Origin of the sequence: Tellurirhabdus rosea (genome assembly GCF_026278345.1) — a bacterium.
In the GTDB taxonomy this organism is placed as follows: Bacteria; Bacteroidota; Bacteroidia; order Cytophagales; family Spirosomataceae; genus Tellurirhabdus; species Tellurirhabdus rosea.
The window spans coordinates 450,976-466,155 of record NZ_CP111085.1 but is presented as its reverse complement, the minus strand read 5'-3'; the positions used below and the strand labels follow the sequence as shown (position 1 = coordinate 466,155).

Sequence of the window (15,180 nt, the reverse complement as noted above, 5' to 3'; positions counted from 1 at the left end):
CCTCCTTCTTTATACCGCACCCCCAACCTCATACCTATCCCCTCATACCTCTTTTCACAGCTCCGTCATCAGCACCATCAGCCGTTCCAGGTAGGGCATGACGGCGTTTAGGGTGCCGGATTCGTATTTGCTCACGATGACCGAAAAGGCCAGCAGTTCTCCGCTGCGGGAGGTGGCGTACCCGGCATACGCCCGGACCCCTTCGATGGTGCCGCTCTTGGCCCGCACATTCCCGGCCGCCGACGTTCGCCGGGCCAGCGACCGCACCGTTCCCGATTCGCCGACCACGGGAATGCTTTCGTAGAAGGCGCCAAACGATTTTTCCCGACTCATGGCGGCCAGAATGGCGCTCAGGCCCGAGGTGGTCAGGGCGCCGCTGGTAGACAGTCCGCTGCCGTCGCGCATGCGGAAACCACCCAGATCAATGCCCTTCCGCTGCCAGAAACGGACCACTTCCTGAGCCGCTTCGCTGGTCTCCAGCGGCCGTTTGGCCAGATGGGTGCCCACCGCCTGAAGCAGCGCTTCCGCATAGAGATTGATGCTTTGAAAATTGGTCTGCCGGGTTAGTTCCGACAGCACGGGCGAAGAATGCACGTGCAGGGCCGTCCGTTTGCCGGGGAAAGCGGCCGGTTCGCTGGTCAGAACCGAGCCGGGACCGATGGAAAGGGGACCGCCGGTGACCACAATGCCGGATTTTGTCAGGTGGTCGTGTAACTGCTGCGCCGCCGCGTAGGCCGGGTCGGGCAGGGAGCCGCGCACGGCGAACGATGCCACACCCGCCGGTACCGTGCCTTCCAGAAACACCTGCGAGGAGTAGGGCGCGTTGTAAATGATGACCTCATCGCCCGACCCCGCCGGACCCGTCCGGACGCGGTTACGCAGCTGAAGGTAGGGCGCGGCGGGTTCGGTACGCAGGATACGGGCGGGCTGGCTGACCGTCCGGGCGGGCTGGAAAATTACCCGGTAGAGGTTTTCGTTAAAATTAAGGCCAAACACGCCCGCTCCGTAATAATTCCCCATGTCGTCCCACGACCAGGTTCCCGGTACGGGCAGCGCCTGAACGGCCGTGGCGTCGCCGACCAGACTGCCTTCGATGCGCCGGATGCCCGCCTGCCGCAGGGCGTCGAGCCAGTTGCGCAGGAGGGTATTCTGGTCTGCAAAACCGGCAAACCGGCTGCTGCCCAGCGAGGGATCGCCCGTACCGCGGATGAACAGGTTGCCCGTCAGCACGCTGTCGCGGATAGCGCCGTCGTATTCCAGAAAGGTCTGGTAGGAGTATCCTTCGCCCAGCACGGCCAGGGCGGTGGCGGTGGTGACGAGCTTCTGGGTGGAGGCGGGGGCGAGGCTCTGGACCGCGTTCAGTTCGGCCAGCGGCTGCCCGTCGCCCGCCCGCCGCAGGCTGAATCCGACGGTGCCGTGACGCACCAGCGGACTGTTGCGCAGTTCTTCCAGAACGATGGATAAACGCCGGAGCGCCGCCGTATCTGGCGCGGCGGGCAGGGCCGTCGGCGCTCCGGTGTAATTCTGGGCGGGGGAATAATGCGCACCAAATACCAACAATCCGACAAGAATATACGTTAGAAACCGCATAGGAGCGTACAGGCTAAGGTTATGAAGGTCTTTGGAGAAAGGTGTCACTTTGCCAGCGGGTTTTTTGTAGATTTGCAAACTTACCGATTCTGCGACTCTTTAGCGGCCACTTTCCGGAGGGCGACGCAAATCATTCACCGTACAGACTTCGATAATCGTAAAGCCTATTCCCTAAACCAGGCGGCATAGTGGATTTATGGTTACTAATTTTTGGAATAACGAGGCCGACAACTCCTGATGGTACACCATAGCAGGCCATAGCAAAAGAGAAACGACTTACAAGGGTTCAATCAGGAACGACAGCTCGTCTCCTTTCTCCTGTTTCTATTGCCTGAAGGTGCAAACCGCAGACTATAAATTGATTTTGAACTAATTACCTAGATGATAAACGAATGAAGTTGACATTTTGGGGGGCAGCCCGGCAGGTAACCGGCAGCATGTTTATGCTGGAGACCGACGACGATTTCAGAATCCTGATCGATTGTGGTTCTGACCTGGATCGTTCGACCGAAGGCAGCGAGCTCCCGACCAACAACCATACCGGGTACTTTCCTTTTGAGGCATCCGGTATCAACCTTGTTTTATTGACCCACGCCCATATCGACCATAGTGGTAACCTGCCTAACCTGTACCGGGAAGGCTACGAAGGGCAGATTCTGTGTACCGAACCCACGTACGCGCTGACGGAACTCCTGCTCCGCGACTCCGCTTCCCTCAACCAGCGCCGTCTGAACGACCTGGCCCGCAGCAAAAAACAGCGGGTGAAGAAGCGGTTTGTGGAAATGCAGAAAGAGCTGTTTCTGGACAAACAGGTGACCGAAACGATGGATAACGTGGTTCCGATTGCTTTCAACCGGAAGTTCAAAGTGGCCGACAACGTGGACGTGACGTTCATCCAGGCCGGACACCTGCTCGGGGCGGCGCATATCGTGGTGGGCGTCTACGAAGACGGGCGGCGCAAAACGATCTGCTTCTCGGGCGACATCGGGCGCAGCAACTACCCCCTGCTGGTCAATCCGGATACGGTGCCGCCGGTGGACTATCTGGTCTGCGAATCGACCTACGGCAACCGGCTGCACGTCGATCAGGACGCGCCCGAAACGGTGCTGGCCGACGTCATCAAGCGCACCTGCATCGACATTCCGGGGCGGCTGATCATTCCGTCGTTTTCGGTGGGGCGGACCCAGGCGCTGCTCTACACGCTCAACCGGCTGTATTCGGAACACAACTTTCCGGCTATCAAGGTCTTCTCCGACAGTCCGCTCGGCTTCGAAAGCACGAAGGTGTACCAGAAAAACATCCGGATGCTGAACAAGGAAGCGCGGGAGTTCTTCGATGAAAACGAGACGCTTTTCGACTTCGAAAACTTCCAGTTTCTCGAAAGCTCGAAGGCCAGCAAGGAGGTGTCGAACTACAACGAGCCGTGTATCATCATCTCGTCTTCGGGCATGGTGCAGGGCGGGCGCGTGGAGTACCACGTCGCCAACAACATCAGCAACCCCTACAGCACCATTTTCATCATCGGCTACTGCGCCGAAGGAACGCTGGGGTGGCGGCTGCTGAACGGCCAGCCCACCATTTCCATCAAAGGGAAAGAACAGCCGGTGAATGCCCGCGTGGAACGGACGGACGTGTTCAGCGGCCACGGCGACCGCGACGATCTGCTCCGGTTTGTGAAACAGCAGGACCCCGGAAAGTTGCAGAAGGTGTTTCTGGTTCACGGGGAATACTCCAGCATGATCGCTTTCCAGGAAACGCTGAAAGAAGAAGGCTATGCGCAGGTAGAAATCCCTAAACGCGGACAGAGCTATCCGCTCTGACCGTTGCCGATTCGGATTTTCCGTTAACTTTGTCGCACTAAAGTCGTAAGTCATAAGTCACAAGTCGTAAGTCATAAGTCGTAAGTGCCTGGCCGGATGTTACAATAGGCATAGCACTTACGACTTACGACTTATGACTTACGACTTATTAATTTACGCCTCAATTTTTTTAGAATGAGAACGTATCTGGATTTTGAAAAGCCCATCGCTGACCTGGAAGCACGACTGATTGATATGAAGAAGCTGGCTGAAACAAATAATGTTGATGTCAGCGAAGCCGTTCAGTCGCTCGAAGTCAGCATCGACAAACTTCGCCACGAAATTTTCGAAAACCTGACCCGCTGGCAGCGGGTGCAGCTTTCCCGTCATCCGGACCGGCCGTACACGCTGGACTACATCGAACAGATGTGTGAGCAGTTTATCGAACTGCACGGCGACCGGACCGTCCGCGACGACCCGGCGATGGTCGGTGGTTTCTGCGAAATCGAAGGGCAGACCGTGATGATTATCGGACAGCAGAAAGGCCGCAACACCAAGCAGCGCCAGCACCGGAACTTCGGGATGCCCAACCCTGAAGGCTACCGCAAGGCCCTGCGTCTGATGAAGCTGGCCGAGAAATTCAACAAGCCCATCGTGACGCTCATCGACACGCCGGGCGCTTTCCCGGGTCTGGAAGCCGAAGAGCGTGGACAGGGTGAAGCCATCGCCCGGAACCTGAAGGAAATGTTCATGCTGCGGGTGCCCGTTATCTCCGTCATCATCGGGGAAGGCGCTTCCGGCGGGGCCCTCGGGATCGCCATCGGCGACCGCGTCCTGATGCTGGAAAATACCTGGTACTCCGTTATTTCGCCCGAAAACTGCTCGACGATCCTGTGGCGCAGCTGGGACTATAAGGAACAGGCGGCGGAGGCCATGAAGGTGACCGCCCGGGATATGCAGAAAAACGGACTGGTAGACGGCATCGTTGAGGAACCCATGGGCGGCGCCCACAACGACCACGTCGAAATGGGCCAGCGGCTTAAAAAAGTCATTCTGGAAACCATCGCCGAACTGAATGAACTCTCCCCGGAAGAGCGGATCGATCAACGGATCGAGAAGTTCTGCTCGATGGGAGTAGTGGTAGAATAATCAGAACCCGGATTACGCAGATTTACGGATTAACAGGAGATTGCCCCTAATTTTCTCCTGTTCATCTGTAAATCTGCGTAATCCAAGTTCAAGACTTATGAGCAGCGTCCTGACCCCCAACATCAAAAACATCATCTTCGACCTCGGAGATGTCATTATTCCCATCAACGTCAGCCTGACGGCACTGGCGTTTTCGCGCTTGTCGGGCCTGACCCTGGAGCAGGTGCAGATTCTGTTCCGGGAACACCAGGTGTTTCAGCAGTTCGAAACGGGACTGGTGGACGACAAGGGGTTCCGCGACCACATCCGGCAGATTCTGGCCAATAAGGAATGGGCCGATGAGGTGATCGACGAAGCCTGGAATACACTCCTGCTCGACCTGCCCATCGAGCGGATCAAACGCATTCAGGAGCTGAAAGGCCGCTACCGGCTCTTCCTGCTGAGCAACACCAGTCCCATTCATATTCGGGAAGTCAACCAGAAACTGCACCAGGTGGCAGGCGTCCCGACGCTCAACGAACTCTTCGAGAAGGTGTATTATTCCTACGAAATCCGGATGATGAAGCCTTCGCCCGATATTTATCAGTATGTGCTCGACGATGCGGGGCTGGTGGCCGGGGAGACCGTTTTCCTCGACGACAATGCCGATAACATCCGCGGGGCTGCTGAGTTAGGTATTGTGGCGGTGCAGGTCCAGCCGCCCCTGACGATTCTTGATTATCTGCGCGATGAACCCACGAACGAAGACGCTACTATTGCAGGTTAGCCTGTTTCTGCTGACGCTCATTACCACCACCCTGGCCGGTACCGAATGGATGACCGGCCGTTCTTTTCTGGACCCCACGGCCAACCTGGGCCTGCCCGAATTCCTGAACGGCTTCCAGTATTCGCTGCCGTTTCTGGCCGTTCTGACCATCCACGAGTTCGGGCATTACTTCACGGCCAAATACCACCAGGTTCGCGTGACGCTGCCGTATTACATTCCGCTCTGGTTCGGCCTCGGCCAAAGCCTCGGGACGCTCGGGGCTTTCATCCGGATTCAGGACTACATTGCCAGCCGGAAAAAATACTTCGACATCGGCATTGCCGGGCCGTTGGCGGGCTTTGTGGCCGCCCTGCTGGTGCTGTGGTACGGGTTTACGCACTTGCCGCCGCTGGATTATGTGTATTCCATTCACCCCAATTACCGGCAGTTTGGCGAGCGCTACGGGGAGTTTGTTTACGGCAACCTGCCCCCCGAAAGCCTGCTGTCGTTTGGCGATAACATCCTGTTCTGGCTCTTCCGGACATACGTGGCCGATCCGGCGCTGATGCCGCACCGTTACGAAGTAATTCACTACCCATTCCTGCTGGCGGGCTACTTCTCGCTGTTTTTTACCTCGCTCAATCTGCTGCCCATCGGCCAGCTCGACGGCGGGCACATTCTGTACGGCCTGATTGGTCGCCGGGCCTTCCGGGTGGTGGCCCCGACGCTGTTCGTTTCGTTCATGTTCTACGCGGGAATCGGGTTTTTCAAGCCTTCGGACTTTGCCGTGGCCAACGACGAACTGTTCTGGAACGAAATGGGAAAACTGGCGTTTTACGTCTTTGTGCTGTACCTGAGCTGTTTCCGGCTGAGCGAAAACCGGATGACGGGCCTGCTCATCGCGCTGGGCGTGGTGGCGGGGCAGTTTCTGCTGGCTTACCTCCAGCCGGATTGGGAGGGCTATCCCGGCTTTCTGCTGTTTATCTTTATTCTGGGCCGTTTTCTGGGCGTACACCACCCGGATACGGAATACGACGAACCGCTGGACACCAAACGGAAAGTGCTGGGCTGGCTGGCGCTCCTTATTTTCATCCTCTGCTTCAGTCCGCAGCCCTTCGTGATTACCTAGTCCGTCTCAATTTTCGGTCAGGACGTAGTCTGAGCGTTGGTCATTCCATCGCTCCATCATACATTCGGGCAAGTACCGGTTATGAATTAGTTTGAGGTTTATCGTTTATGGGCATCGTTCTGACTTACAGAGGGTTATTGCTTGCCTCCCAAACTATAAACCCTAAACTATAAACCAAGAACTTCTTTATGTTTCGCTTACTTTTTAAATGGCTTTACCGGCTGGCAGGCTGGAAAGTGGCCGGGCCGGTGCCCCATCATCTGCCAAAAAGCATCTGGGTGGTGGCTCCGCATAGTAGCAACTGGGACTTTCCGGTGGGCGTGGGGGCGCGGGCGACGTTCAACATGAACGTGCGGTATCTGGCCAAGAAAGAACTGTTCAAATGGTATTCGGGCTGGTTCTTCCGGGCGCTGAGCGGTGAGCCGGTGGACCGGAGCCGCTCCAACAACTTCGTGGATGCGGTTGCTGAAAAGTTTAATTCCAGTGAATCACTGCATATCTGCATTGCGCCCGAAGGCACCCGTAGCGATGTGGCGCGGCTCAAAACCGGCTTTTATTACATGGCGCTGAAGGCCGGCGTTCCCCTGGTTCCGGTCGGGTTCGACCACCCCCGCAAATGCGTCATTCTGGGAGAACCCATCTACGTAACGGGCGATTATCAGCGGGATATGCTGGCCGTCTACGAATTTTTCAGCCAGGTGCAGGGAGTGCATAAAGAATGGCTGAAACGGTACGAACGGACAGGAGAGATTGCCTGAATGACCCCAAGTAGGGAGGTCGTCGGCCAATGGCCTCTGACTTCCCTACTTGGATTTTATAGAATAAACTGACTCAAATCCCGGTTCTGCACCAGACTGCTGAGTTTTTCCTGCACCATTTCGCGGGTAATGACCACGTGCGCGTTGGGTCCGATCACGTCCGGAATGTCGAACATGAAATCGTTGAGCAGCTGACTCATGACGGTTTGCAGGCGACGGGCGCCGATGTTTTCCATCTCCGAGTTGACCCCGAACGCAATCCGGGCGATTTCCAGCAGGGCTTCGTCCTGAAACGTCAGTTCCACCCCTTCGGCCTGCATCATCGCCACGTACTGCTTTGTCAGGGCGTTTTTGGGAGCACTCAGAATCCGGTAAAAATCGTCTTCCGACAGGCTTTGCAGTTCCACCCGGATCGGGAAGCGGCCCTGTAGCTCCGGAATGAGGTCGCTGGGTTTGGAGACGTGGAAGGCCCCCGCCGCGATGAACAGAATATGGTCGGTGTTGATGACGCCGTACTTCGTGTTCACCGCGCTCCCTTCGACAATCGGAAGTAGGTCGCGCTGCACGCCTTCCCGGCTTACGTCCGGGCCGCCCGAACCGCCATTGCCGCGTCCGGAAGCAATCTTGTCGATTTCGTCGATGAAGATAATGCCCGTATTTTCGGCCTTGCGGATGGCTTCGTCCTTCACCTCGTCCATGTCGATGAGCTTGGCCGCTTCTTCTTCCAGCAGAATCTTTTTGGCTTCGGCGATGGTCACCTTGCGTTTGCGGCCGCGGCGGGGCAGCATGCCGCCGATCATGTCCTGAATGTTCATCATCGACAGTTCGTCCACGGTCCCGCCGATCATCCCGATATTGGGCGTCTGGGCCTGCTGCACTTCAATTTCGATTTCGCGGTGATCCACTTCGCCGGTCCGGATTTTTTCGCGGAAGCGGTCGCGGGTGCGCTCGTTCAGTTCGGCATCCGAGTCGGGAATGCGGTCGCTGTTCCGGTCTTCCATCACAAATCCGGTGGCGGGCTGTTTGACGGGCGGAATCAGAATGTCGAGAATGTGGTCTTCCACCAGCCGGGCGGCGCGGCTTTTCACCTGCTCTTTTTTGGCGGCCTTGACCATGTTGACGGCCTGTTCGACCAGGTCGCGCACCATGCTCTCCACGTCGCGGCCCACATAGCCGACTTCCGTGAATTTGGACGCTTCGACTTTGGTAAACGGGGCGTCGGCAATTTTGGCCAGCCGACGGGCAATTTCGGTTTTACCGACGCCGGTAGCGCCGATCATCAGGATGTTGTTGGGGACAATCTCGTGCTGCATCTCCGGGGCGCTGTTCATGCGCCGCCAGCGGTTGCGCAGGGCAATGGCGACGTTGCGCTTGGCGTCGTGCTGTCCGATAATGTATTGATCCAGTTCGGCAACGATCTGGCGTGGCGTAAGGTCCTTCAGTGATTGGGTCATGTTTCTTTAATGAAAAATGAATAATGAATGATGAAAAGGGGCATCAATCATCAGGCATTCGGGGTTGCTCAACAAAGAAACACAGGAAACGGCATTGTGGATTCGACCACGCCGTTTTTTTTGACGCATGGCCTAACCCATAGCCTGCAAAATCAATTGTTGCGCTGGAGCAGATAACCCACTTTGAACCCCACCGTCAGGTCTGGGACCAGCGGCGTATCGGGGTAGTCGAAGCGGTCGAACCACGCGCCTCCGAAGAAGTCCGCCTCGGCCCCGTACCGCCGCACTTTCACGTGCCGGAAGCCGATACCCACGTTGAAATCCATCAGAAAGCGGCTGAGCGGGCGGGTCGAAAACGGCATCTGCCAGCCAATTTTGAAATAACCCGCCTTGACAAACCGCGAAACGGGCTGGTACGTGTCTTCGAAATACGCGCAGTTGAAACCGCCGTCGGCACAGTCCCGGCCGACCGTTCCACGGTCCAGAACGTTGATCTGCTTGTAAAAAAGCTCCGCCGCCAGATACGTCCCGAACGGAAACGCGCCCAACTGCCCCGGACGCTGCCGTTTGCGGTAGGGACGCAGGTACCAGCGGTACTCGGCCCGGGCGCGCCAGGTTTCCTTGAAGCGGTATTCTTCGTTGTCCGTCCCCCAGGAGGCAAAGCGACCGTAGCCGACCTCCGCCTGCACCGATTCGCGGGCAGAGGTCCGGAATTCGGCGCCCACCTGCAGCGAGGGGTCGGGGTTCAGCAGCGTCAGCGGCGACCATTTCAGGACCGCAAACGATTCTTTTTCAAATTGTTTCAGCGTCAGGGTGTCCTGGGCGTGCGCCATTTGGCCGCCCAGTAGTACGGCGAGTAACAGGAAAAGTTTCTTCATTTATTTTTCAACCGCAAGACTGCTGAGCAGTTTGAGGCTGCCCGCTTCGGTATAACTATATTGGGAAATGCCGCCTTTGCCCGTCACGATCAGGATGTTGCGGGCCGGAATAACGTCGTACGACTGAATATCTTCCAGAAACCGAATCTCCCGGACGTTCTCCGGGTCGGTGATGTCGAGGACTTTCAGGCCAAAATCTCCTTCGCAGACAAACAGCAGGTTGCCGTCCACGCCCAGCCCGTGCGGGTTGCGCATCGGGTAGCTTTTGACCAGCCGGGGCGCCGACAGGTTCCGGATGTCCACCACATCCAGCGAATTGAGGTTGTTGTTCCGGCAGGTCGTGCCGCTGCGCAGGGTCACGTAGGCGTAGTTGCCCTGGGCCACCACCGGGTCGCAGCTCACAAAGTGGCTGTAAAACGAGAGCTGCCGGGGCGCGTTGGGCTGGCTGATGTCGAAGATGTACATGCCCGTCTGGGTGCCGATGAAGAGATTGTTCCGGTACGGAAAAATCGTCTCCACGCCAAAGTTCAGGGGAATGTTCTGTCCGGGTTTGGGGTCCGCGGCGCTGCTGATGTCGTAAGCCTGCAGGTTGTTGGTCCCGACGCGGTACAGCGTATTGCCGGCGACGGTAAACCGGGCCATCGAACCGCCAATGCCCGTGCCCGGTGAAACGGCGTCCTTGCTGCCGATTTCGGACGAACAACTGCCCAGCAGGGCCGCCAGGGCCGAAAGGAGGAAAAGCTTTTTCATGTCGGAAGGGCTTAGCGGTGACAGCGGGCGTTTTTAAGACTGGTTTTCTCCCAGCGCACGACCACCCCTTTTTCGGGATCGGCGCATTCGAAGCGGACGCCGCGTTCGCTCGGGTAGGCCTGGTACGGGAAGGCGTTTTCGATGCGTTTAACCACTTTCACGGCGCGCGGATTCGACAAATCCAGCGCCACCAGGTCCAGCGTATTGTCGGCATACAGCACCGACCCTTTCATCGCCAGATCCAGATTGCCGGGAATGGACACAAACGAAAGTTTGACGGGCTGGGCCGGGTTCGAATTGTCGATGAGGTGAATGCCCCGACCGACCTCGTTGACCAGCAGCAGGTTGTCTTTGAGGTAAATCTTGCCGGGATTGCGCATGGGCTGCGGGTCCAGCGTCTGGATGCTGCGGATTTCGGTATAGGAAGCATAAACCGGCCTCAAACCCGTCGTAGTCGTTTCGGGTTCACTGTCAACCGGTTCGCAGCCCATCAGCAGCCCCGTCAGCACACACAGACCCAGGGAAGGGAAGTAGCGTTTTGGCATAAGATGTCTTTTACCGGTGATGATACAAAAACTGTTCTAAGCGTTGGATTCTCAACAAAAATTTAACTTTGTTGCAGACACTTTCCCATACACCGCATGCAGACTGAAACCCCGAACCCAGTGATATCCCCGGACTCTTCGCAACCCTCAAAAAATGAAATACTTGCCCGTAAAAACGCCGAGGCCGAACTGGGCGGCGGGCAGAAACGAATCGATGCCCAGCACAAAAAAGGAAAACTGACCGCCCGCGAACGCGTCGCCCTGTTGCTCGACGAAGGCTCCTTTGAGGAAATCGGCAAATTCGTCATGCACCGGACCAAGGACTTCGGGCTCGACAAGGAATATTACCTCGGCGACGGCGTGGTGACGGGCTACGGCACCATCGACGGTCGGCTGGTATACGTCTTCGCGCAGGACTTCACGGTCTTTGGCGGGGCCCTGTCGGAAACGCATGCGGAAAAGATCTGCAAAATCATGGACCTGGCCATGAAAAACGGCGCGCCGGTCATCGGCCTCAACGACTCCGGCGGTGCCCGGATTCAGGAAGGCGTGCTGTCGCTGGCCGGATATGCCGATATTTTTTACCGTAACACCCTCGCCTCGGGCGTCATCCCGCAGATTTCGGCCGTGATGGGGCCCTGCGCGGGCGGCGCGGTCTACAGTCCGGCCATCACGGATTTTATCATGATGGTCGAAAATACGTCCTACATGTTCGTGACCGGCCCGAACGTGGTCAAAACGGTGACGCACGAAACCGTCACGAGCGAGGAACTCGGCGGGGCGAGTACGCATAGCACCAAGTCGGGCGTGACGCACTTTGCCTGCGCCAACGAACTGGAATGCCTCCAGTACATCCGGCAACTGCTGAGCTACATCCCGCAGAACTGCGAAGACGATGCCCCGCGGCTGCCCTACGAACCCGCCGACGAGACCCGCAGTAAGCTGGACCGCATCATTCCCGAAAACCCGAACCAGCCCTACGACATGCGCGAGGTCATTGAGGAACTGGTGGATGCGGATTCCTTTTTCGAGGTACATAAGAATTTTGCCGAAAACATCGTCGTCGGCTTTGCCCGGATGGCGGGCCGCAGTATCGGCATCGTGGGCAACCAGCCGGCGGTGCTGGCTGGCGTTCTCGACATCAACGCCAGTACGAAAGCCGCCCGGTTTGTCCGTTTCTGCGATTCCTTCAACATACCGCTGCTGGTGCTGGAAGACGTACCGGGCTTTCTGCCGGGCACCGACCAGGAATGGAACGGCATCATTACCAACGGGGCCAAGCTGCTTTACGCCTTCTGCGAGGCGACCGTGCCCCGCGTGACCGTCATCACCCGCAAGGCTTACGGCGGGGCCTACGACGTCATGAACTCGAAGCATATCGGTGCGGACCTGAACTACGCCTGGCCCAGCGCCGAAATCGCCGTGATGGGCGCCGGCGGAGCCGCCGAAATTATCTTCAAGCGGGAAATTGCCGAGGCCGACGACCCGCAGGCCAAACTGCAGGAGAAGGTGAGCGAATACACCGAGAAGTTCGCCAATCCGTACAAAGCGGCCCACCGGGGTTATATCGACGAGGTGATCTACCCGCACCAGACCCGGCAGAAGCTCATCCGGGCTCTCGGGATGCTGGAAAATAAGGTAGCCACGCTGCCGAAGAAAAAACACGGCAATATTCCGCTGTAATTCCCAAATCGCGGAGCGGACCCGCTTCTGGGTCCGCTCCGCCTTTGTTTTCTTTTTCGCGAATCAAAAATCCGCGCGTTGTAGCTGCGTATGTTTCAGAACCAAACCGCCCTGGTCACCGGGGCCGGGCAGGGGATCGGTTTTGCCATCGCCCGCCAGCTGGCCCGTCAGGGAGCCGCCGTCCTGCTCAATGATTCCGATGTTGAACTGGTCCGAACCGCCGCCGAAACCATCCGGCAGGAAGGGGGGCGTTGTCTGGCCCTGCCCGGCGATGCCTCCGACGTGTCCTTTATCCGGAAAATGGTCGCCGTGGCCGTGCAGGAGTTCGGCGGTCTGACGCTACTCGTCGCCAATGCGGGCATCACCATCTTCGGCGACTTCTTTGAATATTCGCCGGACGATTTTCAGAAAGTGATGGACCTCAACCTCCGGGGCAGTTTTTTTCTGACGCAGGAGGCCGCCCGGCACATGCGCGAGCAGAAAACCGGCGGGAGCGTTCTGCTCATGTCCTCGGTCGTGGGCCATCAGGCGCATCCGGGGCTGGCGGCCTACAGCATGACCAAGGCTGCCCTCGAAATGCTGGCCAAAAATCTGGTGCTTGACCTCTCGCCCCACGGCATCACCATCAACGCCATTGCGCCCGGAGCCACCCAGACCGAGCGGACGCTGGACGATCCGAATTACATTCCGGTCTGGTCGAAGATAACGCCGATGGGCCGCCCGGCCACCGTGGACGACATCGCCAACGCCGCCCTCTTCCTGCTTTCGCCCGCCTCCCGCCACATCACCGGCCAAAGCCTCATCGTCGACGGCGGCTGGACCAGCGTAAGCCCACCGCCGTTTTGAAATGATTGAATGATTGAATGACTGAATGACCGATTAGCTCCATAGTACCAGAATTAGCAGAGCTAATCAGTCATTCAGTCATTTTCTTCCCAGCGTAATCAACACCACGCCGGCCAGAATGACCGCGGCGGCGATGAAGGAGTGGAGGGTGAGGTGTTCGCCGGCGAACGCCCAGCCGAGAATCATCGCGACGACGGGGTTGACGTAGGCGTAGGTGGAGACCAACTGCGGGGGGGCGTTTCGGGCCAGCCAGGCGAATGACGAAAAGCCGATGATGGAGCCGAAAATGATGAGGTAAATCAGTGAGCCAATGGCTTTGGGAGGTGCCTGGCTGATGCTGAGCAGGGTTGCGTCTTCGGTCAGCATGCTCAGGCCGAACATGATTCCACCGCCGACCAGCATCTGGACGGCGCTGGAAATCAGTTGCGGCGGCAGCGAAAGCCGGGAGGAAAGCAGCGTGCCGACCGCCCACGACAGGTTGCCGATGGTAATCAGCCCGACGCCGGTCCAGAGACCCGGACCGCCGGTGTTTCCGCCGCCCGGCCGCACCAGCAGGGCCACCCCCAGCAGGCCGACCCCAAGGCCAAGCATCGCCAGCACCGTCGGGCGGACGCGGTTGAAGGCAATCCAGTTAAGCGAAATGATGAATACGGGCACCGTGGCCGAAATCAGCGCGGCGATGTTGGTAGGAATGTACTGGAGGGCCAGCGTCATACAGCCGTTTGCAATGGTCAACAGCAGCACGCCGATGGAGCCGGCCGACAGCCACTGCTTGCGGCCGGGAGCGGCGGTTCCGGTCAGCCGTGCGTACAGATACAGCAAAGCCCCCGCCGAACTCAGCCGAAGGGAGGCCATATACAGCGGAGGCATCTGTTCCGTCATAAAGTGAACGAACAGATACGTAGACCCCCACAACACATAAACGGAAGCCAGGGCCAGAAACAGCGTCAGTCGATTTTCTCTGGCGGGTGGGCTGGCAAGTTGGGTATTCATAACGCACGGGACAATGGCTATGCAGACGTAAGTCGCAAAAGAATAGAATAATTCCCGGAAGCGCCTATGAAATTAGAAAAAGGGCCAAAAAAGTATTTAACGAAACGTAGATGTAGTGTTCAGGCAAACGGAATGTCGGGGCTTGGTTGTGGGACATGGGTATAGGCGGAGGCGGCGCGAATGCGGGCACGGCACCGCTGGACATACACCAGAAAAAGCGCGTCAAATAATTGGGGATCAGTGGTTGATTTCACCTGCTTAAGCAGTTCAGCAATGTAAATGTCGCTGTAGGTCACGGAATACGGTGAGTTATACGTAATCCTGTTCGGGTGCCCTTACGGTGTAGGCGTAAACAGGGATAAATTGTTCTTATCGGATTCATTCGACCCCTTCCTTCAAGGCTGGGAATTGGTCGATCAATTTCCCGGCGGCGGTGTCAACCTGTTGAACGACAGCCTGAATGACAGAAGCGTGACGGCGAAGCTGGGCGGAAACCTCGCGTTCGCCCGCAGCGGCGGCGGTCTCTGCAGAAATGTCTTCGACCAGTTCCACGAGCGTTTCCATCAGAACCTGCATCAGGTGGCCGATGGTCAGTTGATGGACTTCATCGATCGGAAGCTGCCGGGCCCTCGTCTGCAATTCGGATAAATAATGGTAGCGCGTGTAAAGCTCCTCCGCGGCAAGCCCCCAGTCCGGCAGGGCCTGGCTATTATTTTCCGATTGATTGTCTAAGTGATTTAAGTGATAAGAGACAGAGTTCATCGTTACTATTTTATGGATTCGGTTGCAACGTTTATCGAGGCAATATCCGTGCCACTTCCTTCATTTGTCTAACGGCGGTTACATGTAATTTAAAAAATT

Annotated in this window: 15 protein-coding genes; 7 read left to right on the top strand and 8 right to left on the bottom strand. The window is 57.4% G+C overall.

Annotated elements, in window-relative coordinates:
• Positions 1–54: 54 nt before the first annotated feature.
• Positions 55–1,590, bottom strand: a complete 1,536-nt coding sequence (dacB, locus tag ORG26_RS01895) for a D-alanyl-D-alanine carboxypeptidase/D-alanyl-D-alanine endopeptidase (RefSeq protein WP_266366830.1) — start codon at positions 1,588–1,590, stop codon at positions 55–57.
• Between the two features lie 392 nt (positions 1,591–1,982).
• Here dacB and ORG26_RS01890 point away from each other — a divergent pair, with 392 nt between their 5' ends.
• The 5 genes from ORG26_RS01890 to ORG26_RS01870 all read left to right on the top strand — a co-directional run bounded on the left by ORG26_RS01890 (position 1,983) and on the right by ORG26_RS01870 (position 7,170).
• On the top strand, positions 1,983–3,410 hold the full coding sequence (locus ORG26_RS01890; RefSeq protein ID WP_266366829.1) for an MBL fold metallo-hydrolase RNA specificity domain-containing protein: 1,428 nt from the start codon (positions 1,983–1,985) through the stop codon (positions 3,408–3,410).
• A 174-nt stretch (positions 3,411–3,584) separates the two neighbouring features.
• Complete coding sequence (locus ORG26_RS01885) at positions 3,585–4,538, top strand: acetyl-CoA carboxylase carboxyltransferase subunit alpha (protein ID WP_266366828.1); 954 nt, start codon at positions 3,585–3,587, stop codon at positions 4,536–4,538.
• 97 nt (positions 4,539–4,635) lie between these two features.
• Complete coding sequence (locus ORG26_RS01880; protein WP_266366827.1) at positions 4,636–5,304, top strand: HAD family hydrolase; 669 nt, start codon at positions 4,636–4,638, stop codon at positions 5,302–5,304.
• Positions 5,267–6,412, top strand: a complete 1,146-nt coding sequence (locus tag ORG26_RS01875; RefSeq protein ID WP_266366826.1) for a site-2 protease family protein — start codon at positions 5,267–5,269, stop codon at positions 6,410–6,412. Before ORG26_RS01880 ends, ORG26_RS01875 begins: the two co-directional genes overlap by 38 nt.
• Before the next feature lie 188 nt (positions 6,413–6,600).
• Positions 6,601–7,170 (top strand): 1-acyl-sn-glycerol-3-phosphate acyltransferase, encoded by a 570-nt coding sequence (locus ORG26_RS01870; protein ID WP_266366825.1) that lies wholly within the window; start codon positions 6,601–6,603, stop codon positions 7,168–7,170.
• A gap of 56 nt (positions 7,171–7,226) precedes the next feature.
• Here ORG26_RS01870 and hslU read toward each other — a convergent pair whose 3' ends face one another.
• The 4 genes from hslU to ORG26_RS01850 all read right to left on the bottom strand — a co-directional run bounded on the left by hslU (position 7,227) and on the right by ORG26_RS01850 (position 10,797).
• A complete protein-coding gene (gene hslU / locus ORG26_RS01865) occupies positions 7,227–8,624 on the bottom strand; it encodes an ATP-dependent protease ATPase subunit HslU (RefSeq protein WP_266366824.1) in 1,398 nt (465 codons plus the stop codon).
• Positions 8,625–8,776: 152 nt separating this feature from the next.
• Positions 8,777–9,502, bottom strand: coding sequence for a DUF3575 domain-containing protein (locus ORG26_RS01860; RefSeq protein ID WP_266366823.1), 726 nt, complete (start codon positions 9,500–9,502; stop codon positions 8,777–8,779).
• Positions 9,503–10,252: an LVIVD repeat-containing protein gene (locus ORG26_RS01855; protein WP_266366822.1), complete on the bottom strand. Its 750-nt coding sequence runs from the start codon at positions 10,250–10,252 to the stop codon at positions 9,503–9,505.
• Between the two features lie 11 nt (positions 10,253–10,263).
• Positions 10,264–10,797: an LVIVD repeat-containing protein gene (locus ORG26_RS01850; protein ID WP_266366821.1), complete on the bottom strand. Its 534-nt coding sequence runs from the start codon at positions 10,795–10,797 to the stop codon at positions 10,264–10,266.
• A gap of 96 nt (positions 10,798–10,893) precedes the next feature.
• Between ORG26_RS01850 and ORG26_RS01845 the strand changes: the two genes are divergently transcribed.
• Together ORG26_RS01845 and ORG26_RS01840 are read left to right on the top strand one after the other, a co-directional pair.
• A complete protein-coding gene (locus tag ORG26_RS01845; protein ID WP_266366820.1) occupies positions 10,894–12,480 on the top strand; it encodes an acyl-CoA carboxylase subunit beta in 1,587 nt (528 codons plus the stop codon).
• Positions 12,481–12,570: 90 nt separating this feature from the next.
• Entirely contained in the window at positions 12,571–13,326 is a 756-nt protein-coding gene (locus ORG26_RS01840) for an SDR family NAD(P)-dependent oxidoreductase (protein ID WP_266366819.1), read from the top strand.
• A gap of 78 nt (positions 13,327–13,404) precedes the next feature.
• Here ORG26_RS01840 and ORG26_RS01835 read toward each other — a convergent pair whose 3' ends face one another.
• From ORG26_RS01835 to ORG26_RS01825, 3 genes are all read right to left on the bottom strand, one after another.
• A complete protein-coding gene (locus ORG26_RS01835) occupies positions 13,405–14,319 on the bottom strand; it encodes an EamA family transporter (protein WP_266366818.1) in 915 nt (304 codons plus the stop codon).
• A 119-nt stretch (positions 14,320–14,438) separates the two neighbouring features.
• Positions 14,439–14,615: a hypothetical protein gene (locus ORG26_RS01830; protein WP_266366817.1), complete on the bottom strand. Its 177-nt coding sequence runs from the start codon at positions 14,613–14,615 to the stop codon at positions 14,439–14,441.
• Positions 14,616–14,697: 82 nt separating this feature from the next.
• Entirely contained in the window at positions 14,698–15,081 is a 384-nt protein-coding gene (locus tag ORG26_RS01825) for a hypothetical protein (RefSeq protein ID WP_266366816.1), read from the bottom strand.
• Between the last annotated feature and the right edge of the window lie 99 nt (positions 15,082–15,180).

Bases quoted from the DNA above. Each gene is read 5' to 3' on its own strand.
- ORG26_RS01890 (WP_266366829.1), top strand. From the start codon at position 1,983: ATGAAGTTGACATTTTGGGGGGCAGCCCGGCAGGTAACCGGCAGCATG.
- dacB (WP_266366830.1), bottom strand. From the start codon at position 1,590: ATGCGGTTTCTAACGTATATTCTTGTCGGATTGTTGGTATTTGGTGCG.
- ORG26_RS01825 (WP_266366816.1), bottom strand. From the start codon at position 15,081: ATGAACTCTGTCTCTTATCACTTAAATCACTTAGACAATCAATCGGAA.
- hslU (WP_266366824.1), bottom strand. From the start codon at position 8,624: ATGACCCAATCACTGAAGGACCTTACGCCACGCCAGATCGTTGCCGAA.
- ORG26_RS01840 (WP_266366819.1), top strand. From the start codon at position 12,571: ATGTTTCAGAACCAAACCGCCCTGGTCACCGGGGCCGGGCAGGGGATC.
- ORG26_RS01835 (WP_266366818.1), bottom strand. From the start codon at position 14,319: ATGAATACCCAACTTGCCAGCCCACCCGCCAGAGAAAATCGACTGACG.
- ORG26_RS01880 (WP_266366827.1), top strand. From the start codon at position 4,636: ATGAGCAGCGTCCTGACCCCCAACATCAAAAACATCATCTTCGACCTC.
- ORG26_RS01845 (WP_266366820.1), top strand. From the start codon at position 10,894: ATGCAGACTGAAACCCCGAACCCAGTGATATCCCCGGACTCTTCGCAA.
- ORG26_RS01875 (WP_266366826.1), top strand. From the start codon at position 5,267: ATGAACCCACGAACGAAGACGCTACTATTGCAGGTTAGCCTGTTTCTG.
- ORG26_RS01855 (WP_266366822.1), bottom strand. From the start codon at position 10,252: ATGAAAAAGCTTTTCCTCCTTTCGGCCCTGGCGGCCCTGCTGGGCAGT.
- ORG26_RS01870 (WP_266366825.1), top strand. From the start codon at position 6,601: ATGTTTCGCTTACTTTTTAAATGGCTTTACCGGCTGGCAGGCTGGAAA.
- ORG26_RS01850 (WP_266366821.1), bottom strand. From the start codon at position 10,797: ATGCCAAAACGCTACTTCCCTTCCCTGGGTCTGTGTGTGCTGACGGGG.
- ORG26_RS01860 (WP_266366823.1), bottom strand. From the start codon at position 9,502: ATGAAGAAACTTTTCCTGTTACTCGCCGTACTACTGGGCGGCCAAATG.
- ORG26_RS01885 (WP_266366828.1), top strand. From the start codon at position 3,585: ATGAGAACGTATCTGGATTTTGAAAAGCCCATCGCTGACCTGGAAGCA.